Source organism: Agrobacterium sp. A3-95, assembly GCF_053521785.1.
This window is the reverse complement of the sequence record NZ_JBNWDR010000003.1, coordinates 238,478-265,042: the sequence shown is the minus strand read 5'-3', so window position 1 is coordinate 265,042 and position 26,565 is coordinate 238,478. Positions and strand designations below refer to the sequence as shown.

The 26,565-nt window shown below is 59.4% G+C and carries 27 protein-coding genes; 11 read left to right on the top strand and 16 right to left on the bottom strand.

Annotated elements, in window-relative coordinates; translation table 11 throughout:
* Window positions 1-43 precede the first annotated feature (43 nt).
* The 4 genes from sbmA to ACQZ5Y_RS10690 all read right to left on the bottom strand — a co-directional run bounded on the left by sbmA (window position 44) and on the right by ACQZ5Y_RS10690 (window position 4,673).
* On the bottom strand, window positions 44-1,312 hold the full coding sequence (gene sbmA / locus ACQZ5Y_RS10705; protein ID WP_003513636.1) for a peptide antibiotic transporter SbmA: 1,269 nt from the start codon (window positions 1,310-1,312) through the stop codon (window positions 44-46).
* A 191-nt stretch (window positions 1,313-1,503) separates the two neighbouring features.
* Window positions 1,504-2,694: an MFS transporter gene (locus ACQZ5Y_RS10700; RefSeq protein WP_174049863.1), complete on the bottom strand. Its 1,191-nt coding sequence runs from the start codon at window positions 2,692-2,694 to the stop codon at window positions 1,504-1,506.
* Between the two features lie 110 nt (window positions 2,695-2,804).
* Entirely contained in the window at window positions 2,805-3,557 is a 753-nt protein-coding gene (map, locus tag ACQZ5Y_RS10695) for a type I methionyl aminopeptidase (protein ID WP_174049865.1), read from the bottom strand.
* Window positions 3,558-3,611: 54 nt separating this feature from the next.
* Complete coding sequence (locus ACQZ5Y_RS10690; RefSeq protein WP_065662334.1) at window positions 3,612-4,673, bottom strand: LLM class flavin-dependent oxidoreductase; 1,062 nt, start codon at window positions 4,671-4,673, stop codon at window positions 3,612-3,614.
* Between the two features lie 232 nt (window positions 4,674-4,905).
* Here ACQZ5Y_RS10690 and ACQZ5Y_RS10685 point away from each other — a divergent pair, with 232 nt between their 5' ends.
* From ACQZ5Y_RS10685 to ACQZ5Y_RS10665, 5 genes are all read left to right on the top strand, one after another.
* A complete protein-coding gene (locus ACQZ5Y_RS10685; RefSeq protein ID WP_025594214.1) occupies window positions 4,906-5,682 on the top strand; it encodes a 3-hydroxybutyrate dehydrogenase in 777 nt (258 codons plus the stop codon).
* Window positions 5,683-5,806: 124 nt separating this feature from the next.
* Window positions 5,807-7,276 (top strand): xanthine dehydrogenase small subunit, encoded by a 1,470-nt coding sequence (xdhA, locus tag ACQZ5Y_RS10680; RefSeq protein ID WP_174049867.1) that lies wholly within the window; start codon window positions 5,807-5,809, stop codon window positions 7,274-7,276.
* Window positions 7,277-7,279: 3 nt separating this feature from the next.
* Window positions 7,280-9,619: a xanthine dehydrogenase molybdopterin binding subunit gene (gene xdhB / locus ACQZ5Y_RS10675; protein WP_162690667.1), complete on the top strand. Its 2,340-nt coding sequence runs from the start codon at window positions 7,280-7,282 to the stop codon at window positions 9,617-9,619.
* Window positions 9,620-9,630: 11 nt separating this feature from the next.
* Complete coding sequence (xdhC, locus tag ACQZ5Y_RS10670) at window positions 9,631-10,479, top strand: xanthine dehydrogenase accessory protein XdhC (protein WP_174059885.1); 849 nt, start codon at window positions 9,631-9,633, stop codon at window positions 10,477-10,479.
* Between the two features lie 238 nt (window positions 10,480-10,717).
* Window positions 10,718-11,644, top strand: a complete 927-nt coding sequence (locus tag ACQZ5Y_RS10665) for a LysR substrate-binding domain-containing protein (protein ID WP_013636655.1) — start codon at window positions 10,718-10,720, stop codon at window positions 11,642-11,644.
* On the opposite strand, the gene ACQZ5Y_RS10660 is transcribed toward ACQZ5Y_RS10665, so the two are convergent.
* Window positions 11,620-11,958, bottom strand: coding sequence for a hypothetical protein (locus ACQZ5Y_RS10660; RefSeq protein ID WP_003513656.1), 339 nt, complete (start codon window positions 11,956-11,958; stop codon window positions 11,620-11,622). The genes ACQZ5Y_RS10665 and ACQZ5Y_RS10660 overlap by 25 nt on opposite strands.
* 556 nt (window positions 11,959-12,514) lie before the next feature.
* On the opposite strand from ACQZ5Y_RS10660, the gene puuD reads away from it, so the two are divergent.
* From puuD to ACQZ5Y_RS10640, 4 genes are all read left to right on the top strand, one after another.
* Window positions 12,515-13,777 (top strand): urate hydroxylase PuuD, encoded by a 1,263-nt coding sequence (gene puuD, locus ACQZ5Y_RS10655; RefSeq protein WP_025594222.1) that lies wholly within the window; start codon window positions 12,515-12,517, stop codon window positions 13,775-13,777.
* Window positions 13,774-15,084 (top strand): guanine deaminase, encoded by a 1,311-nt coding sequence (guaD, locus tag ACQZ5Y_RS10650; RefSeq protein ID WP_025594223.1) that lies wholly within the window; start codon window positions 13,774-13,776, stop codon window positions 15,082-15,084. Before puuD ends, guaD begins: the two co-directional genes overlap by 4 nt.
* 210 nt (window positions 15,085-15,294) lie before the next feature.
* Window positions 15,295-16,017 (top strand): sulfite exporter TauE/SafE family protein, encoded by a 723-nt coding sequence (locus ACQZ5Y_RS10645; RefSeq protein WP_080797933.1) that lies wholly within the window; start codon window positions 15,295-15,297, stop codon window positions 16,015-16,017.
* Between the two features lie 77 nt (window positions 16,018-16,094).
* The gene (locus tag ACQZ5Y_RS10640; protein ID WP_174049870.1) at window positions 16,095-17,228 is read left to right on the top strand and encodes an alpha-hydroxy acid oxidase; all 1,134 of its coding nucleotides are present in this window, start codon (window positions 16,095-16,097) and stop codon (window positions 17,226-17,228) included.
* Between the two features lie 203 nt (window positions 17,229-17,431).
* Here the strand turns inward: ACQZ5Y_RS10640 and ACQZ5Y_RS10635 are convergent, their stop codons facing one another.
* Both ACQZ5Y_RS10635 and ACQZ5Y_RS10630 read right to left on the bottom strand, forming a co-directional pair.
* Entirely contained in the window at window positions 17,432-17,776 is a 345-nt protein-coding gene (locus ACQZ5Y_RS10635) for a DMT family transporter (RefSeq protein WP_019565161.1), read from the bottom strand.
* Complete coding sequence (locus ACQZ5Y_RS10630; protein ID WP_174049872.1) at window positions 17,773-18,357, bottom strand: TetR/AcrR family transcriptional regulator; 585 nt, start codon at window positions 18,355-18,357, stop codon at window positions 17,773-17,775. The genes ACQZ5Y_RS10635 and ACQZ5Y_RS10630 overlap by 4 nt, the downstream gene beginning before the upstream one ends.
* A gap of 190 nt (window positions 18,358-18,547) precedes the next feature.
* On the opposite strand from ACQZ5Y_RS10630, the gene ACQZ5Y_RS10625 reads away from it, so the two are divergent.
* Window positions 18,548-19,825, top strand: a complete 1,278-nt coding sequence (locus ACQZ5Y_RS10625) for a D-alanyl-D-alanine carboxypeptidase (protein WP_162696516.1) — start codon at window positions 18,548-18,550, stop codon at window positions 19,823-19,825.
* A 3-nt stretch (window positions 19,826-19,828) separates the two neighbouring features.
* On the opposite strand, the gene ACQZ5Y_RS10620 is transcribed toward ACQZ5Y_RS10625, so the two are convergent.
* The 9 genes from ACQZ5Y_RS10620 to ACQZ5Y_RS10580 form a co-directional block, all read right to left on the bottom strand.
* Window positions 19,829-20,572, bottom strand: a complete 744-nt coding sequence (locus ACQZ5Y_RS10620; protein WP_112391421.1) for a metallophosphoesterase family protein — start codon at window positions 20,570-20,572, stop codon at window positions 19,829-19,831.
* Window positions 20,573-20,577: 5 nt separating this feature from the next.
* The gene (gene uraH, locus ACQZ5Y_RS10615) at window positions 20,578-20,934 is read right to left on the bottom strand and encodes a hydroxyisourate hydrolase (protein WP_003513673.1); all 357 of its coding nucleotides are present in this window, start codon (window positions 20,932-20,934) and stop codon (window positions 20,578-20,580) included.
* Window positions 20,931-21,431 (bottom strand): ureidoglycolate lyase, encoded by a 501-nt coding sequence (locus ACQZ5Y_RS10610; RefSeq protein WP_174049874.1) that lies wholly within the window; start codon window positions 21,429-21,431, stop codon window positions 20,931-20,933. Before ACQZ5Y_RS10610 ends, uraH begins: the two co-directional genes overlap by 4 nt.
* Before the next feature lie 3 nt (window positions 21,432-21,434).
* Entirely contained in the window at window positions 21,435-21,761 is a 327-nt protein-coding gene (locus tag ACQZ5Y_RS10605; protein WP_272871254.1) for a HepT-like ribonuclease domain-containing protein, read from the bottom strand.
* Between the two features lie 32 nt (window positions 21,762-21,793).
* Entirely contained in the window at window positions 21,794-22,084 is a 291-nt protein-coding gene (locus ACQZ5Y_RS10600) for a nucleotidyltransferase family protein (RefSeq protein WP_003513679.1), read from the bottom strand.
* Window positions 22,085-22,137: 53 nt separating this feature from the next.
* Entirely contained in the window at window positions 22,138-22,635 is a 498-nt protein-coding gene (uraD, locus tag ACQZ5Y_RS10595) for a 2-oxo-4-hydroxy-4-carboxy-5-ureidoimidazoline decarboxylase (RefSeq protein WP_003513681.1), read from the bottom strand.
* Window positions 22,635-23,558, bottom strand: coding sequence for an allantoinase PuuE (puuE, locus tag ACQZ5Y_RS10590; protein WP_145166665.1), 924 nt, complete (start codon window positions 23,556-23,558; stop codon window positions 22,635-22,637). The genes uraD and puuE overlap by 1 nt, the downstream gene beginning before the upstream one ends.
* A 209-nt stretch (window positions 23,559-23,767) precedes the next feature.
* Complete coding sequence (locus tag ACQZ5Y_RS10585; protein WP_003513684.1) at window positions 23,768-24,475, bottom strand: DUF1045 domain-containing protein; 708 nt, start codon at window positions 24,473-24,475, stop codon at window positions 23,768-23,770.
* Window positions 24,476-24,568: 93 nt separating this feature from the next.
* Window positions 24,569-25,795, bottom strand: a complete 1,227-nt coding sequence (locus ACQZ5Y_RS10580; protein WP_112290354.1) for an NAD(P)/FAD-dependent oxidoreductase — start codon at window positions 25,793-25,795, stop codon at window positions 24,569-24,571.
* Here ACQZ5Y_RS10580 and mnmD point away from each other — a divergent pair.
* Window positions 25,794-26,537 (top strand): tRNA (5-methylaminomethyl-2-thiouridine)(34)-methyltransferase MnmD, encoded by a 744-nt coding sequence (mnmD, locus tag ACQZ5Y_RS10575; protein WP_174049876.1) that lies wholly within the window; start codon window positions 25,794-25,796, stop codon window positions 26,535-26,537. The two genes, ACQZ5Y_RS10580 and mnmD, sit on opposite strands and share 2 nt — an antisense overlap.
* The last annotated feature ends 28 nt before the right edge of the window (window positions 26,538-26,565 follow it).

Below are 26,565 nucleotides of genomic sequence, written 5' to 3'. Positions count from 1 at the left end.
TAATGCAAAAGGGCGGCCAGTCGGCCGCCCTTTTTGTTTTCCGTCAGGGCTTGTTGGCCGCCAGCTCTCCGGCTTCCGCTTCCCGCTGAAGATAACGCTCGTCGATTTCAGGCAGGGGCTTGTCATCGATCGCGGCCTCGAAAGCCACAAGACGTTTGTGGATGGACAGCAGCTCGATGATCGTGGTCCAGGAATTGACCAGATACTGGAACGAATTACTGACCTGACCGAAGGCCGTGGCGATCTGCTGGTAGATACCATAGGTGATCTTGCCCGCCACGATGGTGGGAACAAGCATCAGGAGCAAGAACACGGCATCGGCCTGAATGTAGAAATACCGCGCGACGTTGAAGTAGAGGTAGTGCCAATACATGCGGAAATAGTTTTTCCGCACATTGGAGTAAAGCTCCTTGACAGTCGGCGGCTGGGCGCGGTCGGCGTGATCCTCACCGTAGACCAGTTCCTTGCGATAGGCCGCTTCCACACGCTGGTTGCGGAAATTCAGGCCGGGCAGCTTGATGCCGACCGTCGCCAGAAGCACGGTGCCGAACACGGACCAGACAATCGCCAGCCAGAACAGCGCGTGCGGCACTTCGCCAAGGATCGGCAATTCGGAGACGTAGGACGACAGCGCAAACAGGATCGGCAGAAACACAACAAGCGTCATGACCGAATTGATCAGGGTAATACCCAATCCCTCCAGCGTGGAGGAGAACCGCATCGTATCTTCCTGAACGCGCTGCGAGGCACCTTCGATGTGGCGCAGCTTTTCCCATTTTGACATGTAGAAGTCGTTCATCGCGGTGCGCCAGCGGAAGATATAATGGCTGGTGAAGAAATCCGTGAGGATCGACACAGCCATGCTGAGAAAGGCGATCTTGGCGAAGACAATCTGAAGACTGTAAAAATCCCAGACTTCGATACCCGGCTGTTTTGACAGCGCATTTTGCAGGAGATCGCCGAAAGGCCGCCGGAAATTGTTGATGACGACGGAAATCTGAACGCCGAAATAGGTCACCGCGATAATCAGCAGCGATCCCCATATGGACCAGAACTTCCAGGGGTGATCCTTGGCGAGAACGGTCCAGACAGCCCCGAACAACACCAGGCACAATGCCAGATAGGCGTAGAAGAACAGATTGGCGGGAACCAGAAAATAGCTGAGATCGTAAGGTTCTTGCTCGGGCATCACGTAGCCCCAAGACCTGCCTAGCCCTTCAACGATGAAGTACCATCCAAGAATGGCGACAAAAGCCCAGACGATGGCGGAGGTGAAGAACAATTTCGGTTTGGGAAAGAAAGAATGAAACACGTTTCGAACTCACGCGCGTTTGAAGTCAGCCATTATTGGCGAAGCACTAGATGGCCCGAACCTAGGGCAGAAATTTGTGCACAGCAACGAAGAAGCGACGACCTTAACAAGATGTAAGGCGCAAAAGGCGGATCGATCCCGCAAGGAACCCCTGAAATCGCCCCTTGGAGGCGCAATATGCCCGGGCGAATTTAGCGCCGCCGCTCCGTGGCGAGAACCGGTAGCATCAGGAGAATGCTGGCGACAAGCACGCCAGAGGCGAGAATACTTGGTGCAGTAAAACTTCCCGTCACCTCGGCAATCCAGCCTGCGGCGAGTGGTCCGACGATCTGTCCAGTACCGAAGGCTGCCGTCATCAGCGCAAAGGCGCGGCGTGGGCTTGGGCCTGCAAATTCCCGGCCCAGCTGAAGGCCATAGGCGGTGATGACCATGAAGGTCAGCCCCAGAAGCAGACCGCCGGCAAGCACGCCCGGAACGGGTGGCAGCATGACGGAAGCGAAGACGCCGACGGCTTCCACGGCAAGCACGATCACGAAAGCGCGCTTCAGCCCTTGCGATTTCAAGACCGGCTTCCAGAGGAAAAGCGAAATGGCGGCGGCACATCCCGTCACGAACCAGGCCAGAAATTCCACGAAAGCGCCAGCAGCAGCCATGCGGGCAATCGCAACAATGAAGGTGGCGGTGATGACGTAACCGAAGCCGAACAGCCCATAGGCGAGCGTCGTCAGAAAGAGCGGCTTCGTCCATTTGAGCGGCGGCTCCGACAGCGCAGAGGCATGCCGGGGTGGCCCGGCGGGCATCACCCGCCAGACGAGAAGAAACGTAGCGAAGGAAAAGACGGCACCGGCAATCCACTCCTCCCGCCAGGAGGCACCGCCGCCATCAAAAACGACGCCGATGAGATAGACCACAAGCGAGGAAATCGCGATGCCGGCACCGACGCCGCCATAATGCAGCGCCTGAATATGGTCCTTGCCAGCTTTCATGGCGTGGCCGATGACGATCTGCGACGTGAAGATCATGGTCATCGCACTGGCAACGCCGGCGAAAAACCGGATCAGGGTGAAGGCCGCAACGGAGTTTAAGGCGGCCATGGCAAGCAGCAACGCGCCCGTGGAAAACAAGCCACAAAGGGCGACCAGCCGTTCGCGTCCCGAGCCCCAGGAATAGGCGGCGAGAACCGCCCCCGCGAGATAACCGGCGAAATTTCCAGCCGCGACGATACCCGCATCCCCCGCCGATAGCGGAACATCAGCCATCATGCCGGGAAGAATGGGGGTGAAGGAAAAACGGCCGAAGCCCATGGCGGACGCCATCATCAAGGCGCCGGCGAAACCGAGTGCAGTCAGATGTTTGGGGGAAAGTGGCTTGTCGATGCTCATGTACGGCTTATCGCAACCGCACTGCCACGGAACAAGCGAGTTATTTTGATCGGCAGCATAAGCCGTCTTTATTGGTACGAGATGCGAGATCCCGTCGCCTGCGCATCCCGTCACTCAACCAGCGTCAGCACCAGCGGGCCGTTCTTCGTAGCAACCACGGTATGTTCATACTGCACGGTCGGCGCGCTCGGATCGCTATAGAGCGTCCACGGATCGTCGTCGCCATCTTCGGCCCAATAGGCACCCGTCGACAGGAAGGGTTCAACGGTGAAGACCATGCCCTCCTGCATGATGCGCCGCTCACCCTTGTCCGGCCAGGTCGCCAGGTCCTTCGGCTCCTCATGCAGGGAGCGGCCAATGCCGTGGCTCGCCAGATTGGTGATCAGCGTGTAGCGGTTCTTTTTTGCAAAGGAGCCGATGGCATTGCCGATATCGGCAAAGGGCCGACCGGTTTTCACCTGCTGCAAGCCCGTCCACATGGCGCGCTTGCCATCGCGGCACAGCCGCTCGATCTCCTTTTTCACCGGCGGCACGGCGAAAGACGAACCCGTATCGCCGAAGAAACCGCTCTTCACCGCCGAAACATCGATATTGACGAGATCGCCCGCCTTGATGATGCGCGGGCCGGGAATGCCATGCGCAACCTCTTCGTTGACGCTGATGCAGGTCGCGCCGGGAAACTGGTAGCAGAACTCCGGCGCCGATTGCGCGTCGTTATCCTCCAGTACCTTTCGGCCGATCGCATCCAGTTCGGCCGTGGTGATACCGGGTTCCAGCGCATCCGCCATGGTCTGCATGGCCACGGCGCAGATGCGACCGATATCCTTTAGCAAAACCAGTTCTTCGTCGGTGGAGATGACCATGTTTCTGTCCGTCGTTCTAAATGGCGGGTCTGAAGACGCCCGCCTTGGTAATAATCAGGCCGTGGCTTTCACCGGATCGGCACTCCCCGTCAATTCTTTTCTGACAACAGGCGCGACTTTCGTACCATAAAGCTCGATGCCGCGCATGATCTGGTCATGCGGCATCAGGCCGATTGCCATCTGCAACAGGAAACGGTCGTTCTTGAAAACGCCGTGCGCCTTGATGATCTTTTCCGCCACCAGCTCAGGTTCGCCAAGGAAGAGGTTGCCCTCCGGCCCACGCGCCGCATCGAAATGCGCGCGGTTTGTCGGACCCCAGCCGCGCTCGCGGCCGATGCGGTTCATCACCTCTGCCTGCGGTCCGTAAAACTGGTCCGCCGCCTTGTCGGTGGTGTCGGCAATGAAGCCGTGCACGTTGATGCTGGTGCGCAGCCTGGTCTTTTCCTGCCCCGCCCGGCGTGCAGCTTCGTGATAGAGATCGAACAGCGGCGCGAAACGGCGATATTCGCCGCCGATGATGGCAAGCGCCACCGGCAGCCCCATGGCGCCGGCCCGCGCCACCGATTGCGGCGTGCCGCCAACCGCGATCCAGACCGGCAGACGCTCCTGAAGGGGACGCGGATAGACCCCGCGCCCATTGATGGCGGGGTGTTTGGTGCCGGACCAGGTGACGATTTCGTTCTCGCGCAGCGCCAAGAGCAGATCGAGCTTTTCCGCAAACAGCACGTCATAGTCTTCGAGGTCGTAACCGAACAGCGGGTAGGATTCGATGAAGGAACCGCGCCCGGCCATGATTTCGGCACGGCCGTTCGACAGGAGATCGACGGTGGAGAATTGCTGGAAGACCCGGACCGGATCATCCGAACTCAGAACCGAGACAGCGCTCGTCAGGCGGATATTCTTCGTCTTCACCGCCGCCGCCGCAAGCACGGTGGAGGGTGAGGACGCGACATAGTCCGGGCGGTGATGTTCACCCAGCCCAAACACATCCAGTCCAACCTGATCGGCAAGCTCGATTTCCTCAAGCAGTTCGCGCAGCCGGCGCGCACCTTCCGGCCCACGGCCATCGACGGGGTTGGGATTGACATCCGCAAAAGTGTAAAGACCGAGTTCCATAGACGATACCTCTGTTTGATTGTTTGAGAGATAGGCACGGACGGCCCGCCAGACAAATGCAAAATCTGGCGTAAAATCTGGATGCTTAGCTTCGAAAAAGTGGATGGGCGCAGGCGCATTATGCCCCATGCCGGCCTCCCCCGAAATCGCGCCCGAAATCGCGATTGCCAGCCCGCCCCCTTTGGGCATAACCTGCTTAAATATGTGCGAAGTAATGCAAAAAGGGGAAAGCATGCATCGGACAGTTATCGTGACAGGCTCCACAAGTGGCATCGGCCTTGGCATCGCACAGAGATTTGCGAGGGAGGGCGCGAATATCGTGCTGAATGGCTTCGGCGACGAAGACGAAATTGAAAAACTCCGCCTCTTGCTGGAAGCCGAAAGTGGCGGGCGCGTGCTCTACCACCCGGCAGATATGACGAAACCGGACGAGATTGCCGATCTCATCAATTCCGCGCATGAAAAGCTTGGTTCGGTCGATGTGCTCGTCAACAATGCCGGCATTCAGCACATCGCTCCGATCGAGGAGTTTCCGACGGAAAAGTGGGATTGGATCATCGCCATCAATCTGACCAGTTCCTTCCATACGATGCGCGTTGCGATACCGCTGATGAAGAAGGCCGGCAAAGGCCGTATCATCAACATTGCCTCTGCCCACGGTCTCGTCGCCTCGCCGTTCAAATCGGCCTATGTGGCAGCCAAGCACGGCATCATGGGCCTGACGAAGACGGCGGCGCTCGAGCTTGCGCAGACGGGCGTCACCGTCAACGCCATCTGTCCCGGTTATGTGCTGACGCCGCTCGTCGAAAAGCAGATACCGGAAATGGCCAAGGTGCGCGGCATCAGCGAAGAGGCGGTGAAGAACGACGTGATGCTGGAATTGCAGGCGACAAAGCAATTCGTCACCATCGATGACGTGGCAGCAGCGGCGCTGTTTCTGGCAAGCGATGCCGCCAGCAACATTACCGGCACGCATATTTCCGTCGATGGCGGCTGGACAGCGCAATAATCGATGACATCTCTTTCCGTTTTGGAAACAATGAATTGCCAAAACGGAAATCGATATGCGCGCGCGGGCGTGCATAGATAGCAGATTGGGAACCGGCTCAACCGGACAAAAAGCAAGGCAGTGCATGAACGACGCGATCAGCTTCATCCTCAACAGCGAAACCATTTCGCTTAAGGGTTTCGGACCGACAGACACGCTTCTCGATTATCTCCGCCTTCAAAGACGGCTGACCGGGACGAAAGAAGGCTGTGCTGAAGGTGACTGCGGCGCCTGCACGGTGTTGGTCGGGCGGCTTGTTGATGGCTCGCTGCGTTATGAAAGCGTCAATGCCTGCATCCGCTTTTTGGGCTCGCTGCATGCAACCCATATCGTGACGGTAGAGCATCTGGCCGGCCGCGATGGCACGCTTCACCCCGTGCAGCAGGCAATGGTGGATTTCCACGGTTCCCAATGCGGTTTCTGCACGCCGGGCTTCATCATGTCGCTCTACGGCCTGTGGCTTGCCAGCGAAAACCCGTCCCGCGCCGATATTGAAAAGGCGCTCCAAGGCAATCTCTGTCGATGCACGGGTTACGAGCCGATTGTGCGGGCTGCCGAAAAGATTGCAGCCGCCCGCCCGAGTGCGCTGTTCGACCCGCTGCAACGCGACCGCACCGATATCATGGCAAGGCTCTGGGCGATCCGCGCCAATGAGACAATTACGGTCACCCGCGGCGAGGATCGGACCATCATCCCGGCAACGCTTGCTGAATTGACCGATATCTATGCCGCCGAGCCGAAGGCTACCATCGTTGCCGGTTCCACCGATGTCGGCCTGTGGGTGACAAAGCAGATGCGGGCGCTTAACCCTGTCATCTTCATCAACAACCTCGGCGATCTGCAGGGTATTGCCGTGGATGAGAACGGCGTGACGCTCGGTGCCGGTGTCACCTACAGCCAGGCCTTCAAGACCATTGCAGAACATTTCCCGCCGCTTGCCCGGCTGTTCGATCGTCTTGGCGGCGAACAGGTGCGCAATATGGGAACCATCGGCGGCAACATCGCCAACGGTTCGCCCATCGGCGATACGCCCCCGGCCCTGATCGCGCTCGGCGCCACGCTCACCTTGCGCTCGTCTTCCGGCAGCCGCACCTTGCCGCTGGAAAGCTACTTCATCGATTATGGCAAGCAGGACCGGCTGAGCGGCGAATTCGTCGAAAAGCTCTTCATTCCGTTCCAGAAACCCGAAAGCCACTATGCCGTCTACAAGATTTCAAAGCGGCGCGACGAGGATATCTCCGCGCTCTGCGCCGCCTTCCATCTGACGCTCGAGGTCGACGGCACGGTTGAAGACATCCGCGTCGCCTTTGGCGGTATGGCCGGCACGCCGAAACGCGCCGCGCATCTTGAGGCGGCACTTCTCGGCAAGCCCTGGTCTCAGGAAACGATCGATGCGGCACGCGATGCGCTGGACGATGATTTCACCCCGCTGACCGATTGGCGCGCCACCGCCGAATATCGGCAACTGACGGCCAAGAATTTGCTGACACGGTTTTTCCTCGAGACATCAGGGGAAAAGCAGGAACTTGCCCGCTTCTCGCTGGAGGAGGCTTGAACCATGGACACGACAAGCTTCGATAAGACCAAGACCGAAATCGACGGCCCTGTACACGCCTCGCTCAGGCACGATTCCGCCCATAAACATGTGACGGGCAGCGCCGAATATATCGACGATATTCCCGAACCCGCCGGCCTCGTTCACGGCGCGCTTGGCCTTTCCGACCGGGCCCATGCCGAAATCGTCTCGATGGACCTTTCCGAAGTGGAAGCTGCGCCGGGCGTGTTATGGGTGATGACAGGCAAAGACGTGCCCGGCGAAAACGACGTCTCCTCCGGCGGGCGTCATGACGAGCCGCTGCTGGCCGAAACGAAGGTTGAATTTCACGGCCAGCCGATCTTCGCGGTCTTTGCTGAAAGCCGCGATATTGCCCGCAAGGCCGCCCGCAGGGCGAAAATCGTCTACAAGGACCTGCCGCATTTCACCGACATCGACACGGCGATTGAAAATGGCGGTGCGCTCGTCATCGATCCGATGACGCTGAAGCGTGGCGATGCGAAGCTCGAAATGGACGTGGCACCCCGCCGCCTGACCGGCACGATGCGGATCGGCGGGCAGGAGCATTTTTATCTCGAAAGCCACATCGCCATGGCCGTGCCGGGCGAGGACGATGAGGTGACGCTGTGGAGCTCCACCCAGCATCCGAGCGAAATCCAGCACATTGTCAGCCACATCCTTCAGGTGCCATCCAATGCCGTCACGGTGCAGGTGCGGCGCATGGGCGGCGGTTTCGGCGGCAAGGAAACCCAGGGAAACCAGTTCGCAGCCCTTTGCGCCATTGCCGCCAAGAAGCTGAACCGGGCCGTGAAAATCCGCCCCGACCGCGACGAAGACATGACCGCCACCGGCAAACGCCACGATTTCCGCGTCGATTACGAGCTAGGCTTTGATGAGGAAGGCCGCATCCACGCCGTTGACGCCACCTATGCCGCCCGCTGCGGTTTTTCCTCTGACCTGTCCGGCCCGGTCACCGACCGCGCGCTATTCCATGCGGATTCCAGCTATTTCTACCCGCATGTGCACCTCACCTCGCGGCCGTTGAAAACCCACACCGTCTCCAACACCGCTTTTCGCGGTTTCGGCGGCCCGCAGGGCATGCTCGGGGCTGAGCGGTTCATCGAGGAAATCGCCTATGCCGTCGGCAAGGACCCGCTCGATGTCCGCAAGCTCAATTTCTATGGCGAGACCGGTTCGGGCCGCACCACAACCCCCTATCATCAGGAGGTCGAGGACAACATCATCGCCCGCGTCGTCGAGGAACTGGAAGCCTCCAGCGAATACCGCGCGCGCAGGCAGGCAATTGTCGAGTTCAACAAGACCAGCCCGATCATCCGCAAGGGCATTGCGCTCACCCCTGTCAAATTCGGCATCTCCTTCACCATGACCGCCTTCAATCAGGCGGGCGCGCTGGTGCATATCTATAATGACGGTTCGATCCACCTGAACCACGGCGGCACCGAAATGGGCCAGGGCCTCTACACCAAGGTGGCGCAGGTGGTGGCCGATGCCTTCCAGGTGGATATTGGCCGGGTGAAAATCACCGCCACGACCACGGGCAAGGTGCCCAATACGTCGGCCACGGCCGCCTCGTCCGGTACGGACCTCAATGGCATGGCGGCCTATGACGCTGCCCGCCAGATCCGTGAAAGGCTCATCAAATTCGCCGCCGAGAACTGGAACGTGCCGGAAGAAGAGGTTGTCTTCCTGCCAAACCGGGTCCGCATCGGGCTTGAGGAAATCGCCTTCAACGATTTCATCAAACGAGCCTATTTCGCCCGCGTCCAGCTTTCCGCCGCCGGTTTTTACAAGACGCCGAAAATCCATTGGGATCGTGCCGCCGGCCGCGGCACGCCGTTTTATTATTTCGCCTATGGCGCGGCCTGTTCGGAGGTGTCGATCGATACACTGACCGGCGAATACATGATGGAGCGCACCGATATTCTCCACGATGTCGGCAAGTCGCTGAACCCGGCCATCGATATCGGGCAGGTGGAAGGCGCCTTCGTACAGGGCATGGGCTGGTTGACGACGGAGGAATTATGGTGGGACGGCAAGGGGCGGCTGCGCACCCACGCTCCCTCCACCTACAAGATCCCGCTTGCCTCCGACCGGCCGAAGATTTTCAACGTTCAACTGGCGGAATGGTCGGAAAACGCCGAGCCCACCATCGGCCGCTCCAAGGCCGTGGGCGAACCGCCTTTCATGCTGGCGATCTCGGTTCTCGAAGCACTATCCATGGCCGTCGCGTCCATCGCCGACTACAAGGTCTGCCCACGCCTCGATGCGCCGGCAACGCCCGAGCGGGTGCTGATGGCGGTGGAACGGTTGAAGAAGGTGTGAGGGGGGACATAATGACGTCCCTCTCCCGCTTCCTCGCCAGCTCCGGACCTGCAATCCTCGTGGAAATCGAGGCCGTGAAAGGGTCATCGCCGCGCGAGGCGGGAACCTTCATGCTGGTAAGCCGGAAGGCGCTGTGGGAGACCATCGGCGGCGGGCAGTTCGAATATACGGCGATAGACCATGCCCGTGCCATGTTGAAGAACGGTACGACCGAAGACGGCATGGATATTCCGCTCGGCCCCGAAATCGGCCAGTGCTGCGGCGGCCGCACCCTGCTCCGCTTCCGGCTGGTAACGCCGGACATCGCGGCAGCACTCGAGGCAAGGCTTAAGGCTGAAACCGAGCAGCAGCAGGCCGTCTTCATTTTCGGGGCGGGCCATGTCGGCAAGGCGCTGACAGATGCTCTGTCCCTTCTGCCTTTGACACTGACCGTGGTGGAAACCCGTGAAAACGAGTTGCGCGATCTTTCAGCCGGTGTCGTATCCGTGCTGACCCCCATGCCGGAAGCGCTGATCGCGAAAATTCCCGCAAACGGCGCTGCGATCATCGTCACCCACGATCACGCACTCGATTTCCTGATTGCAAAGGAAGCGCTTGCCCGCGACGATCTCGCTTATGTTGGCATGATCGGCTCGAAAACCAAACGCGCCACCTTCGCCCATTGGCTAGAGCGGGAGGGAGAACCCGCTACCCGCCTTCAAAAACTCATCCTGCCGATCGGTGGAAGTAGCGTCAGGGACAAGCGCCCCGCCATCATAGCGGCCCTTGTGGCAGCCGAGTTGCTGCAAGCATTTTCCGCTGCCGAAACCCGTCGCACCGAAAATCAGCGCGGCCATCCTCAAGACCAAGATCACGCCTGATCCCGTCGGGCAGGCTTTCATCTACCAGATTATCCGGTCGAAGGCTTTCAAGGGAAAACCGTTCCGCGGTCCGCAGACCCGCGCGCAGGCGGGACCACGCGCGCAAGAGTGCTGTGCGCATGTTCGTCTCCATTTAAAAAATGTCAGAAGCTCAGTTGATGAATTGAGCTAAAAATGCTCTGTTTTCCGGATAAAAACCAATGAAACCTTTGGCAGTTGGCATAAAGAGAACTTATCCATGAAAATGTCCCGCCAGTTCCCCCTGAATGCCCTGCGCGTGTTCGAAGCCGCCGCCCGGCATCTCAGCTTCACCAAGGCCGGTGAGGAACTGGGCATGACGCAGACGGCGGTCAGCTATCAGGTGAAACTGCTGGAAGAGAATGTTGGCGAGCCGCTCTTCATCAGAAAGGCGCGGCAGGTTGTGCTGACCGAGGCCGGGCAGAAACTGGCGCCGAAAGTTGCGGAAGCCTTCAACACTTTACGGGAGGCCGTCGACAATGTCCGTGACACCTCTGACACCACCCTGACCATTCACTCCACCGCGACTTTCGCATCGCGCTGGCTTTCGCGGCATCTGGGAGCTTTCCAGCTTGAACATCCCTCGATCGCCGTGCGGCTCGACACATCAAGCGCATTGATCGATTTTACGCAGTCCGATTGCGATGTCGCCATCCGCTGGAGCAGCGACGATGGCAAAGGACTGATCTATCATCAGTTGCTGCGGGGCGTTTACACGCCGATGCTGCATCCGAACCTTGCCGAAAGCATCGGCGGATTGAATAAGCCGGAGGATCTTCTGCGCCTGCGCATCATCGATCCGGGTGACATCTGGTGGAGCCAATGGTTCCGGGAAGTCGGCATCGAAAATCCGGGCCTCGACCGTTATCCGCGCAGCCGCCTCAGCGTGCAGGCTTTCGAAGCCGCAGCGGCAATTGCCAGCCAGGGGGTAGCCATGCTCACCCCTGAACTTTATGCGGACGAGATTGCCCTCGGCCGCCTTTATCAGCCCTTCGAGCACCTCAGCAACGAAGGTAAGAACTATTGGCTCGTATACCCTGAAAACCGCAGGAACATTCGCAAGATAAGGCTGTTTCGCGACTGGATACTGAAGCGGATCGACGAAAACCGGCCGCAAACATCTCAATACCCCATATCAGGCGCATAAAAGCAGCGCGGCGTGTCCTCGTCCGGAAACAGACAGAGATGATATTCTCCATCCTCGGATCGTCTTGCCTCACGCTGCGACCAGCTGAAGACATGGCGCCGCGTCACCAGACGATGATCGCCGGGCGCAAGCGACACCTCGTAACCATCCTGCGTGACACGAACACTTCGCGTAGGGATCATCTGGCAATCGCCGGTTTCGGCGTCGCCATTGCAGCAGTAGCTTTCATATTTGAACCCCTTGTGGGATTCATGCGCAAGCGCCGTGGCGTTGAACGCCATCAGCAGGAAAAGAACTGTCAGAACAAGGCGCATCGGCACGGTCTCCGTTGAAAACAACGGCGGCTGCCGGAAGGTCATTGCGTCACTTCATTCAAAATCCAAGCATCAACGCATACCCGGACGCAACGGCACCGGGAACTGCAACACCTGCCCCTGATCTGCCCCCCGCCCCCAGGGTTCGCAGCACCCGCTTTCGGAATGAACCGCCAGCGAAAACATGTCATTGAAGCCCTGCGCCTCTGACCGAAAACCGGAAAGAACATGCGCAACATAAATGTGTCAGAGTGCCCTTCGAAGCGTCCTTTCGGACGCAGGTCGCTCCAAGGCCCCGCAGCCCAATAGTTTTGCACATCAGCAGACTGCTCAACGGATAATAGCTGAGTCGCGTTAGCCAGCTAAGCACAAACTCAGCGGCAGGACGGCTCCTTGACGATTGGGCAGGCCGGAAGCGGGGCGTCGCAGCGCCTGCGCCAAAGTTGTGGACACGAGCGTACGGGATTGTGAACAATCATCGTGCGGTGTTTGCTTTTCCCTTTCCTAACGGTCAAATTTCTCGCAAGGTGCGCTGCACAAGGATCAGGGGAACCGAATGTACGAATATGCCATTGCGTGGGAATGGATGGCCTTTGCCGTCCGCTGGCTCCACGTCATCACCGCCATCGCCTGGATCGGCTCGTCCTTCTATTTCATCGCGCTCGATCTTGGGCTGGTCAAACGGCCGCATCTGCCGCCGGGGGCCTATGGCGAGGAGTGGCAGGTGCATGGCGGCGGCTTTTACCACATCCAGAAATATCTGGTCGCCCCGGCCCAGATGCCCGAACACCTGACATGGTTCAAATGGGAAAGCTACGTCACCTGGCTGTCCGGCTTCGCCATGCTGTGCATCGTTTATTACGGCGGCGCCGACCTTTTCCTCATCGACCATTCGGTGCTGGCGCTCACCCAGTTCCAGGCCATCTGTCTGTCGCTGGCATCGCTTGCTGTCGGCTGGCTATTTTACGATTTCCTCTGCAAATCGCCGCTTGGCAACAACACCTGGGGCCTGATGGTGGTGCTTTACGTCGCGCTGGTGGCGATGGCGTGGGGCTATACGCAGGTCTTCACCGGCCGCGCCGCCTTCCTGCATCTCGGCGCTTTCACCGCCACCATCATGTCGGCGAATGTGTTCTTCATCATCATTCCCAATCAGAAGATCGTCGTTGCCGACCTGATCGCCGGGCGCACGCCGGACCCGAAATATGGCCGCATCGCCAAACAGCGCTCATTGCACAACAACTACCTGACGCTGCCCGTCATCTTCTTCATGCTGTCGAACCACTATCCGCTGGCCTTTGCGACCGAGTTCAACTGGATCATCGCAGCACTCGTCTTCCTGATGGGCGTCACCATCCGCCACTGGTTCAACACCACCCATGCCCGCAAGGGCAAGCCGACATGGACCTGGCTGCTGACCGCGCTCATCTTCATCGTCATCATGTGGCTTTCCACCGTGCCGAAGGTGCTGACCGGCGAAGAAGAACAGAAGGCGGCAACGCTTTCGCCGATGCAGCAGCAATTCGTCAGCGACGCCCATTTCGCGAGCGCCCGCGATGTCGTTCAGGGCCGTTGTTCCATGTGCCACGCCGCCGAGCCGGTGTGGGAAGGCGTGCCCTTCACGCCGAAATCTGTGAAGCTCGAAACCGACGCGCAAATCGCCGCACACGCCCGCGAAATCTATTTGCAAGCCGGCCGCAGCCATGCCATGCCTCCCGGCAACATCACCGCCATCACCCCGCAGGAGCGCAAAGTGCTGACCGCATGGTATGAAAGCGCCGTTTCCGCGGGCAAAGACGCCAAGGAAAAAACCGAATGAGCATGGTTCTGCTGCGTGGCCGCCTGTTAAGCTTCCGCCGCGCGCCGCTCGCAATCGACGATACGCAAAGCTATCTCTACATCGAGGATGGCGGCCTGCTTATCGAAAACGGCAAGATCGCCGCCATTGGCGACTATGCCGATATTCGCAAGCAGGCACCTGATGACATTGAGGAGAAGGACCACCGCCCTCATCTCATCGTGCCGGGCTTGATCGACATGCACCTGCATTTCCCGCAGATGCAGGTCATCGGCTCCTATGCCGCCAACCTTCTGGAATGGCTGAATACCTATACTTTCCCGGAAGAATGCCGTTTCGTCGAAAGCGCGCATGCCCAGCGCATCGCCACACATTTTTACGATGAGCTTCTGCGCCACGGCACCACCACGGCTGTCGCCTATTGCTCCGTGCACAAGACCTCAGCCGATGCGTTTTTCACTGAGGCCCTGAAGCGCGGCATGCTGATGGTGGGCGGCAAGGTGATGATGGACCGCAACGCCCCGCAGGGCCTGCTGGACACGCCGGAAACCTCCTATGACGAGACCCGGGCCGTCATCGCCGACTGGCACGGCAAGGGCCGCAACCACGTCGCCATCACGCCCCGCTTCGCCATCACCTCTACGCCGAAACAGATGGAAGCAGCCCAGGCGCTGGCGCAGGAATTTCCCGATCTCTTCATCCAGACGCATCTTTCCGAAAATCTGGACGAGATCAAATATACCTGCGAGCTCTACCCGGAAGCGACCGATTACACCGACATCTATGTGCGTTACGGCCTGATGGGCAACAAGACCCTGCTCGGCCACGCCATCCACCTCTCGGAACGTGAGGCGGACGTGCTGTCGGAAACCGGTGCAGTCGCCGTGCATTGCCCCACATCGAACCTCTTCATCGGCTCCGGCCTCTTCCCGATGAAAAAGCTGCAACGGCGCGAAAAGCCGGTGCGCATCGCAGTCGCGACCGATATCGGCGGCGGATCGAGCTATTCCATGCTGCGCACCATGGATGAGGCCTACAAGATCCAGCAATTGCTGGGCGAACGCCTGAACCCGCTGGAAAGCTGGTATCTGATGACGCGCGGCAACGCCGAAGCGCTTTCCATGGTCGACCGCATCGGCACGCTGGACGCCGGCACGGATGCCGACATCACCGTGCTGAACGCCTCCTCGACACCCGCCATGGCGCTGAAGATGGAAGTGGTGAAAAGCCTGACCGAAGAACTGTTCCTGATGCTGACCATGGGCGACGACCGCACCGTCGTCGAAACCTACGTGGCCGGCAAGGCGATGAAAAGCGCGCTTGCATAGTTCGGTTTAGGCCGAAACATCAGGTCGTGGCCTCATCTATATCAGTACATATTGAAACGAGCGGGCGTCGCCTGTTTTTCTCTCCCCGCCGGGGAGAAGAAACAGGCCGCACTCGCCCGTTTCATATGATTGCCTGACAGCCCAAGTCAGCCGAAATGCGAATGACCTCTGGAGTGCGCCGTGCCGGATTTTGAGACAACCACAACGCTCATGATTGTCGCGACATTCATCGTCGCGGGCGTCGTGAAGGGCGTCACCGGCATGGGCCTGCCGACCGTTGCCATGGGCGTTCTCGGCCTTTTCATGCCGCCGGTCGTTGCAGCTGGCCTGCTCATTCTGCCCTCCTTCATCACCAATATCTGGCAATTGCTGGCCGGACCCGATTTCAAGGCGGTCGTCTCGCGACTATGGCCGATGATGATCGCCATTGCCGTCGGCACGCTTCTCGGCATCCGGCTGATGACATCAGGCACCGGCGTCTGGACTACCCCGACACTCGGATTATGCCTCGCGGCTTACGCAGCCTACAGCCTTCTTGCAAAGCCCTTCGCCGTTCCCGCAAGGCTGGAACCGAAACTCTCCCCGGCCGTCGGGCTGGCGACCGGCCTTCTGACCGGCGGCACCGGAATTTTCGTGGTCCCCGCCGTGCCCTATATCCAGTCGCTTGGCTTCAGCCGCGATGATCTCGTGCAGGCGCTTGGCCTGTCCTTCACCGTTTCCACCGTTGCGCTTGCCGCCGGCCTTGCCTCTCAGGACGCCTTCCGCGTCGAGCACATGTCGCTTTCCGCACTCGCCGTCCTGCCAGCGCTTCTCGGCATGTGGCTTGGCCAGAATATCCGCCGCATCGTCACTCCCGCGACATTCAGGCGCTGGTTCCTAATCTGCCTGCTATTGCTTGGGGCTGAGCTGTTTTTGCGAGCTTTCTGGGGTTGAAACCCTGTCGATTTTGATGTCGCACCCGCCACAATTGTGATATATGAAGCCATCATTCAAATGTGAAGGCTTTATCCATGGGCAAAATCCTCACCATAGCGGACCTGAAGAAACAGGCTCAGCGCCGTGTGCCGAAGATGTTTTTCGACTATGCCGATAGCGGCGCCTGGACGGAAGGCACCTACCGCGCCAATGAGGAGGATTTTTCCAAGATAAGGCTGCGCCAGCGTGTGCTGGTGGATATGACCGACCGGTCGCTCGCCACCGAAATGATCGGTCAGAAGGTTTCGATGCCGGTGGCGCTCTCCCCCACTGGACTAACCGGCATGCAGCATGCCGATGGCGAGATGCTGGCGGCAAAAGCGGCGGAAGAATTCGGCGTGCCTTTCACGCTTTCCACCATGAGCATATGCTCCATCGAGGATGTCGCCTCCGTCACCTCCAAACCTTTCTGGTTCCAGCTTTACGTGATGAAGGACCGCGACTTCGTCAATAATCTGATCGATCGCGCCAAAGCCGCCGGATGCTCGGCGCTGGTGCTGACGCTCGACCTGCAAATTCTCGGCCAGCGCCACAAGGACCTGCGCAACGGCCTCTCCGCCCCGCCGAAATTCACCCCGAAACACATCTGGCAGATGGCCACACGGCCGAAATGGTGCCTCGACATGCTGCGCACCCAGCGCCGCAGCTTCGGCAATATCGTCGGCCACGCCAAGAACGTCTCCGACCTCTCGTCGCTCTCCTCCTGGACGGCCGAGCAATTCGATCCGCGCCTGTCGTGGAAGGATGTCGAATGGATCAAGGAGCGTTGGGGCGGCAAGCTCATACTCAAGGGCATCCTTGACGAGGAAGATGCGCGCGCCTCGCTCGATACCGGCGCGGACGCCATCATCGTCTCCAACCACGGAGGTCGCCAGCTCGACGGCGCGCATTCCTCGATCGCCATGCTGCCGAGGATCGTCGACGCCGTTGGCGACAGGGTGGAGGTACATATGGACGGCGGCATTCGCTCCGGCCAGGACGTGCTGAAGGCGGTAGCACTCGGCGCCAAGGGAACCTACATCGGCCGCCCGTTCCTCTACGGCCTCGGCGCGAATGGCAAGCAGGGCGTGACGACAGTGCTCGAGATCATCCGCAAGGAAATGGATATCAGCATGGCGCTTTGCGGGAAGCGGCTGATTACGGACGTCGATCGCAGCATTCTGGCGTGATGGTGACGACACGGCATACAACGTATAGATCGAAGCCGATGCTTCGGTAAGAATATCGCCTTTACGCCGCCTCCCTCATTCCTGTGCTTGTCACAGGGATCCAGCGAGCCCAAGCCCTTGGGCTGAACGGACTATTCTCGTCGCGCAGACGCGCGCCGGCTGGATTCCTCTGACAAGAACAGGAATGAGGTGGAGAAGTCCGCTCAATGCCCAATCGTCTTCGAAAACACATTGACGATCACCACCCCGGTCACGATGAACCCAAGACCAACCACCGCAGCAATATCGAGCGTCTGGCGGAACACGAAATAGCCAATGCTGGAAATGAGTACGATGCCAAGCCCGCTCCAGATCGCATAGGCAACGCCGACCGGCAGCGCCCGGAGCGTGAACGACAGGAGATAAAAGGCCGCACCGTAAAACAGAGCCATCAGCACCGTCGGCAACAGCTTGGTGAATTGCTGCGATTGCTGCAGAAAGGAAGTTGCGATGACCTCGCAGACGATAGCCGCGACAAGCGCCCCATAAGTCAAAACAGCCGCGTTCATCGTTCCACTTCCTTTTTCGTCTGGGCGATCATCCGGGCCCTCAGAGCCGCCCTGTCGCCACCCGCTTTACCGTCGTCGGCGAGTAGATCGGCAAACCAGATGCCGTCAGCCGCAAGCCGCACCATCTCCAGCACCACCCCGTCATCCGTTTCTTTATGACGGGCAAGGCGCCCCTCAATCCAGCTGTTCCACATGCGCCGAAGCGACGGTTCACCGACCATGGAAACCGAGATCGCTGCCCATTGCCTGCCCGAATCCCTGCCCCGATCCGAGAAAACCGCGTTCACATAGGCCCTTGTGAAGCTCCCAAAAGCTTCACAATCCTGTGAGATGAGGTCGTCGATCTCAGCGTCCAGAGCCGCCAGAAGGTCAGTCATCACCGCTTCCAGCAGCACCTGCTTGGAAGGAAAATGATGAAACAACCCACCCTTCGTCACCCCGGCGGCATCGGCCACTGCCTGCACGGAAAGCGCCGCAACCCCCTGCTCGGCAGCGAGTTTCGCCGCGCAATCGAGAAGATTGCGGCGAACGATCTCAGGCTGCTTTTTGCGTTCATGTGCATTTGTCATGACGGCAAACATACCGGATGGTTGGTTTCTTTGCAAGGAAATTGTGAGGGCGACGGCCGACTTGAATTTCATACTTAATTAAGCATGAAAGCGATCTCTAAAGTTTTAGCGGTTTTGTTGCCGGAAAGTGTCAGTAAAACTTCGCCCATCGCGGCGATCGAACATAAAGGGGTGGACCATGTCGGGAACGATCAAACGGGGAATGGCGGGCGCATGGGTATTCGCACTCGCCTTCTTTTGCGCGATCCTCTCATTGCAGGCATCGCCTGCGCAGGCCGGTTATGCCCATTTCATCATGGATGCCAATACCGGAAAGGTCCTCGCCGCGCAGAACGCCGATGTGCTGAACCACCCGGCATCGCTGACCAAGATGATGACGCTCTATATGACCTTCGAGGCGTTGCACGCCGGCCGGATTCGCTGGGACCAGAAGATAAGGATGTCCAGGAACGGCGCAGCCGTCATCCCCTCGAAGCTTTATGTGCGCGAGGGCCAGACGTTTACGGTGCGCGAAGCCGTCTACGGCATGATCGTCAAATCCGCCAATGACATGGCGGAAGGCATGGGCGACCATCTCGGCGGGTCCGAGGCACAATTTGCGCAGATGATGACCCGTAAGGCCCGCCAGCTTGGCATGACCAAGACGGTTTTCCGCAACGCCTCAGGCCTGCCCAGCAAATCGCAGGTGACGACGGCGCGCGACATGGCGAAACTCGGCCTTGCGTTGCAGCGCGACTTTCCGAAAGAATACGGCCTCTTTGCCATGGAATCCTTCAGCTTCCGGGGCAAGCGCATCCGTGGCCACAATAATCTGATGTATCGCTATCAGGGCATGGACGGCATCAAGACCGGTTACACCAATGCGTCGGGCTTCAACCTCGTCAGCGCCATCAATCACAATGGCCGCCGTGTCGTTGGCGTCGTGCTGGGCGGCAAGACCGCGCGCGGCCGCGATGCGCAGATGGCTGCTCTGCTGGACAAGGCGATGCCGCAGGCCTCGAGAAGCCGTAATACCGAACAGCTCTTGGCAAGCGCCAATGTCAGCCGCACTTTCGATGTGCCGCCCGCAGCCGTCCCTCCGGCAACCGTACCATTGCCTATGTTTGCCGAGCGTCGCGCCGATCCGATCGCCATGCAGATCGCCACGGCGAACAGCCAGATGGCGGATATGATCCAGGTCTCTGCCATTCCGAAACCCGCACCCGCTGCACAAATGACCGGCCAACGCAGCCGCTGGGAAGTGCAGATCGCCGCCACCGACAGCGAAGCTGCCGCCCGCTCGCTGCTCGCCAATGCGCGTTCCAACATCGCCGGCAGCTACTCCGGCATCGCGCCCTATACCGAAGCGGTGCAAAGCGGATCGGCAACGCTCTACCGCGCCCGCTTTACCGGCTTTGAAGACCAGTCTTCGGCGGTTTCCGCCTGTAAGGAGTTGAAGGCGCAGTCTTATGCCTGCGTTGTCATGAACAGCGAAGGGTGAGTTCTACCGCTTGAGCCAACCGTTTTCCAACGCATCGGCCAGATACGGAATGCCGTTGACCTTCGCCATCTCGGCCATGGCAAGATTATCGTAGCGTATCTGCCGGAAATAGACCTGCCAGCCGCGTGCGGTTTCTTCGAGCACGGCGTAGCTGGCAAGCGGATGACCAACCTCGACATGATGGTCGAACGGCGTGTCATCCTTCCAGCCGGGGCAGCCAACGCTGCCGGGATTGACGATCAGGCGGCCATCGGAGAGCTGCACGGTGCGGGCGATATGTGTGTGGCCGCAAAGCATCAGCGGCTGGGTGATGCCATCAGCCATGGCCTCGATTTCGGAAAGCGGTCGCAATTTCAGCACCCCTTCCGGCGAAAGCGTTTCCAGCCAGTACTCCAGATCACCGCGCGGCGAGCCGTGGCAGCAATAGGCGACGTCCTTGAAAACCATGCTGAACGGCAGGGTGTGCAGCCAGTCCAGATGCGCGGCGGTCAGCTGCGCATGCGCCGGCCTCTCCCAGCTGCCCATCTCTTCCGGCGCGCGCTCGATCAATTCGCGATCATGATTGCCGAGAACGCTGGGTATCCAGTTGCCAACCAGCACATCGCCGGTAAAACCCGCTTCCAGCGGACCGCTGAAGCAATCGCCGAGATTAACGACGTCCTTGATGCCCAGGCTCGCGATATCCTCAAGCACGGCCTCCAGTGCGGCGCAGTTTCCATGAATATCGGCAATGGCGGCAAAGATCATGGCGGTCAGCTTCCTCGATAGGTGGAGTAACTATAGGGCGAAAGCAGAAGCGGCACATGGTAATGGCCGCTCTCGTCGGCAATGCCGAAACGGATGGGGATGATGTCGAGAAAGGCGGGTTCCGCCAGGGTGACGCCCTTGCCACGCAGATAATCGCCCGCATGGAAAACCAGCTCGTATTCCCCGGCCTTGAAACTGTCGCCCACAAGTAGCGGCCCGCCATCAACGCGGCCATCGCTATTGGTCTTAACCGTCTTAATCTTCTCGCGACGATCACCCGAGAGCCGGTAAAGCTCGATCGTCAGCCCTTCGGCGGGCGTGCCATGGGCGGCATCGAGGACGTGGGTGGTCAAACCGGTCATAGGCTAGGCTCCGCGATCATGTAGGGCGCATCGAAAAAATGCTCTTCCAGATTGTTGCCCGGCCCCTCGCGATCGGCAACCAGAAAATCCGAAATCGCCTGCAGCGGCATCAACGGATAATGCCATACGTTGCGGCGGTAGTTCACGCCCTGATCGCCGCCCGCCAGAAAAGCCTGCGGCCGACCAGGCTTGCCGCCCTCGTCCTCGGCAACGACGACAAGGAAAGGCCTGCCGGACAGCGGCGAGAAACTCTGGCTGCCGAACGGATGCCGCTCCATCATCTCGATTGTATGGGGAAAGGTACGCGGCTGTCCGCGGAAAATATTGAGGATGATGCGCGCACCCTCGCCCGCTGCCTCGGGTACCGCAAGCGCATGATGCCGCTCGGTCTGGCCGCCATTGATGTGGCGCATGGAAGAGGGTGTAATTTCGATCACATCACCGAAGGATGCGAACGCCTCTTTGGTGAGAGGCTTGATCTCGAGAAAATCAGTCAAATGTCATTCACCTTGGGCATGCCAGTTTCGGAGGAGTGAGAGACGCGCCTGCAAATCCGGAATGCTCTGCGTTATCGTTTTCCAGACCACCGAGAGTTCCGCCCGGAAATAATCATGCACGATCAAATTGCGCATACCCTTCATCTTAATCCAGGGGATTTCCGGGTGCTGCTGTAAAAACGCGGGGTAATACTTGTCCAGTTTTGCGACCGCCTCGCCAATCAGGGCAAGGCACATCATCACAGCCATCTGGGTTCGCGTATCGGAAGAAAAAGTGGCCTCATCCATATCCTGAATGAAATCCCGTATTTGGGAGGCGGCAACATCCATCTCCTTCAGGTAGAGCAGAAGTCGATCCGTACTCATACTGCTTTGGCTTCCATCAGAACACGCGCCCGGATATCCGAGTGCAGGCCGCCTGAGGTGACGACGTCAACCTCGACACCGAGGATAGTCTTCAGTTCCTCCAGCAATCCGCCAAGATCAAACAGAGTGGTCCCCGGCAACGCATCCACCAGAATATCCAGATCGCTGTCCGGCCTGTCTTCGCCACGGGCGACGGAACCGAACACGCGCGGGTTTGCCGCGTTGAAGCGCTTCGTTGCTTCGCGGATCGCTTCCCTGTTCTTTTCCAGCACCTCGGAGGGTCTCATGGCCTCAATCTCCAGATAGCACGAGTATAGCGGAACGACCGCCGCTCGCCAATTCAGCCCTCGGGCAGCATCGAGGAAAGGCGCAGCCAGGCGATCTTTTCCACCTGCGCCGTCGCCGTCGCAAATTCTGTCGCCGCATCATTGCCGATACGCGTCTCGAAGGCGGAGAGAATATCGTGCCTGTTCAGCCCCTTGACCGCAATGATGAACGGAAAGCCGAATTTTTGCGTATAGGCGGAGTTCAGCTCGGTGAAGCGCGCATGCTCCTCGGGCGAAAGCCGGTCAAGCCCTGCGCCCGCCTGTTCATTGCGGCTATCGGCGGTCAACTCACCTGCTATTGCGAGCTTGCCGGCAAGATCAGGATGCGCGCGCAAAACACCCAGCCGTTCCGCTTCGGAGGCGGCACGAAACTGCGCACATAATCCGCCATGAACCGCCTTCGCTGTTAACTCCAGACCTGCGCCTCCGACATCATAGGCCCGTTCGGCGATAAAAGGCGAATGTTCGAACACACCGCCGAAACGGCTGACAAATTCATCCCGCGTCAGCATCAGAGCGTTCCCGGCTTGTGGTTTTCATGCCAGTGACGAGCGATCTCGATACGCTTCGGGATCCACACCTTTTCATGGCCCAGCACATATTCGATGAAACGGCGAAGGGCTGCGGCGCGGCCGGGACGGCCGACGAGACGGCAATGCAGGCCGACGCTCATCATCTTCGGCGCGCCTTCAAGCCCTTCCTGATAAAGAACGTCGAAAGCGTCTTTCAGATAGGCGAAGAACTGGTCGCCGGAATTGAAACCCTGCGGCGTGGCGAAACGCATATCATTGGTGTCGAGCGTGTAGGGAATGATCAGGAACGGTTTATCCTGCAATCCCTTCACCCAATAGGGCAGATCGTCGGCATAGGAATCGGACGAATAGAGAAAACCACCCTCTTCCATGACGAGACGCAACGTATTGTCGGAAGGCTTGCCCTGATACATGCCAAAGGGGCGCTCGCCCGTCAGCTCCGTATGCAGGCGCACGGCTTCGGCAATATGCTTGCGCTCTTCCTCCTCGGAAAAATCCTTGTATTCCAGCCAGCGATAACCGTGGCTGGCGATTTCCCAACCCGCTTCCTTCATTGCCGCAACGGCTTGCGGGTTGCGCGCCATGGCAGCGGTCACGCCATAAACAGTTGTGGTGACGCCGAGATCGGTGAACATGCGCCACAGCCGCCAGAAACCGGCGCGTGAGCCATATTCGTAGATCGATTCCATGTTCAGGTTGCGCTGGCCGGGCCAGGGCTGCGCACCGACGATTTCCGACAGCAGCGATTCCGACGCCTTGTCGTTGTCGAGAATGCAGCTTTCGCCGCCCTCTTCGTAATTGATGACGAATTGCACGGCGATGCGTGCGCCGCCCGGCCATTTCGGATCGGGACTATTGCGGCCGTAGCCCACCAGATTGCGGGAGTAATTCTCGGAAATCATTCAGCCACCCAAAACACCTCTCCCGACGCGGAACCCGCTTCTGGAAGACATGAGCAAAACAACCATCCGAAGGTGTCCGCCCGACACGGGTAAACACGACACGCTTCAGACATGCGATGCACGGACGGTAGCATCCGAATTCGGAATGTCGAGAGCAATTTTGCCGACATTCCGATGCTTTTTTGTGTACGATTTCTGCGGGGCGCTTCTCAGGCGATCTTTCGGGCGGAAACACGACCCATGGGGTGCAGCGAGTGCACCCGGAAAGGCGCACCGGGTTCATCCTCGATGAAAAGCGCAAGGCTGGAAAATGACAGAGGCCGGGTGAGCAGCGGCTCGAAAACCTTGCGCACGGCACGCTCGATCCTCTGGCTGCTGGAAGGCTCGACACCGCCCGTCAGCGACATCTGAAAACGGAACTCGTCCATCACATGCGGACTGCCCCAGCGGTGCAGATTGGTCAGCTGCGAAGCCGAAAGCCGGTCGGGATCCGCCCGCTCGATTTCCGCCTCGGAGAGCGGCGCGCGGTAGCGGTCGAATTCCTGCACCACACGGGCTGCGAAAAAATTCAGTACTTCGCAGGGGCGCTCGGGAACGAGGCTGAAGACATTGTCATGCCGCGCTACTATAAGTTGTGGCAGCGTGAAGGGGTCCTGCCTGCCGGAAAAATACATCAGGTCGCGCAACAACGCGGCCTCGGAATGACCTTCGGCAAGACGGAACGGGGCTTTTATGGTGCCGTGGAAACCATAACGGCGCGGCAGGGCGGTATGGTAGGAAATCTCCTGCATGCCGAGATCGATCGTGCCCGGCGGCTCCACCGCATGGCCTGAATAGGCATCGCGTCCCAGCCACGCGGCAGCCGCCTGCGTCAGCGGGTCGTTGGGGGAAGGCGTGAAATGGATGGCGTATCGCATGCGCTATCACCTCGCCGCAAATGCGGCCAAACGGGGCTCTTTGCAGGCCAGCAAGTAAGCGATTTGCGTGACAGATTAACGACGTGGACCAAACTAATCAGAAGTTTCTAAAGTCCGGACAGCAATACTCACGTGTTCTTGAAGGCGAAAACCGGAAGGCACGTCCGGCGTGTGGCCACACACGGCCTGCAACGCAGCATCTGCAAGACAGTGGGCAAGGCCGAAGCTGACCTTGAAGCCGCCCGATAACGCCACGAGCCGCGGATATTCGGAAAGTGTACCCACCATCGGGTCCCGTCCAACCGCCTTCGGCCGCAACCCGGCCCAGCGTTCGATCACCGGCGCACGGCCAAGCGACGGCACCACGGCGCATGCATCCGCGAGCAATTTTTCCAGCTTTTCGTCGGTGCTGAATGGATCGGAAAAACAATCTTCGCTGGTACTGCCGATGGCGACAGTGCCATCCTCATGCGGCACGATGTAGAGACCGTTCAGAAAAACGACCGGCATGGCCGGGTCGGCCGCAGCATCCAGAAGGGCGGCCTGCCCCTTCACCGCCTGTCCAAGCACAATGCCGGGTTCCAGACCGATGGCATCGCGGATCAGCGCGAAGGAACCATGGCCGTTCGCGACGATCACATGATCGAAGGCGACCTCGTCGCCCGACGACAGCACCGCCCGCCCTTTATCCGGATCGAGCGAGACGACGCGGCACTGTTCCGCCACCCGCACATGCCGGGCGTTGCGGAGGAAAGCCGACAGAAGGGTGATCATCGCCCGGGGAGAAACCCGTGCGGCCAGCGTATCCAGCACGAAGCCCGCTTTTCCCGCCGCATCGTCCACCCATCCGGCAACGGAAGGGCTGTCACCGACATGCCAGTGGAACCGGCGCCCGTCTGAAACCCAGTTTTCCCCGGCATCCCGCTCGTGCCGTTCGGCAATGCTGCGCAAATGTGGTTTCGGCAGGGGAATGATCCGGCCGCAGCGCCGGTAACCGGCGGAAAGCCCGGTCTCGGCTTCCAACTCGGCGATCTGTTTTTCCAGTGCAACGAGAGCGTCGAACTGGAATTGCTTCTTGTCCGACCAGCGGTCCGGCATATGCGGCATCAGTGCGCCCAACAGCCCGCCGCTTGCACCATCTCCAAGACGGCCCGCTTCCAGCAGCAGGGCGCTTATGCCCATCCTCTCTGCCTTGACGGCAGCCCACAGCCCCATAATGCCGCCACCGACGATGAGGAGCGGCACCGAGCCAGGCAATCTTGGTGCCCGCAATCTTGGTGATTGACCAGATTCGAAAGCGGGACTATCGGCATTAGTCATGACACATTCCAAGGAAAACACCGAAGATATCGGTTCGGCGACCGACAATCCGCCCGCCGCGCTCGACTGGCGTGAGGGGGATATGCCCTATTCGCTAGCCTTTGACGATCATTTTTATTGCCAGACGGATGGCAGGCTGGAATGCGGCCATGTCTTTCTGTCCGGAAACGGCCTGCCGCAGCGCTGGCTTGAGCGAGAGAGCATCTTCCGCATCGGCGAACTTGGCTTCGGCACCGGTCTCAATCTCTGCGAGACCTGGCGTCAATGGAAAGAGGTGCGCAACGGTCACTCCAAGCTGCATTTCATGTCCTTCGAACTCTACCCCATGAAGGCGGACGAGATTGACCGGGCGCTTTCCCGCTGGCCGGAAGTTGATACCGAACGCAAGGCACTGGTCGCCCGCTGGCCGGCGGACCCGAAAGGCGAGGTCGATATCGAACTGGATGACCAGACGCGCCTGACAGTGGTGTGCGGCGAAGCGCTCACCGGCATTTCCGGCAGAAGCGAAGGCTTCGACGCCTGGTTTCTGGACGGTTTCGCCCCTGCCCGCAATCCCGACATGTGGTCGCTGGAAATCATGCAGACGCTGTTCGGCAAAACGGTACCGGGGGGCACATTCGCCACCTATGCCGCCGCTGGCTTCGTCCGCCGCAACCTCATCGCCGCCGGTTTTGAACTGGAGCGCCGCAAAGGGTTTGCCGGAAAGCGTGAGATGCTGTGCGGCACCAAGCCATCCCGCTGAGACGGCTCCCACAGCAGCAACCGGCCTT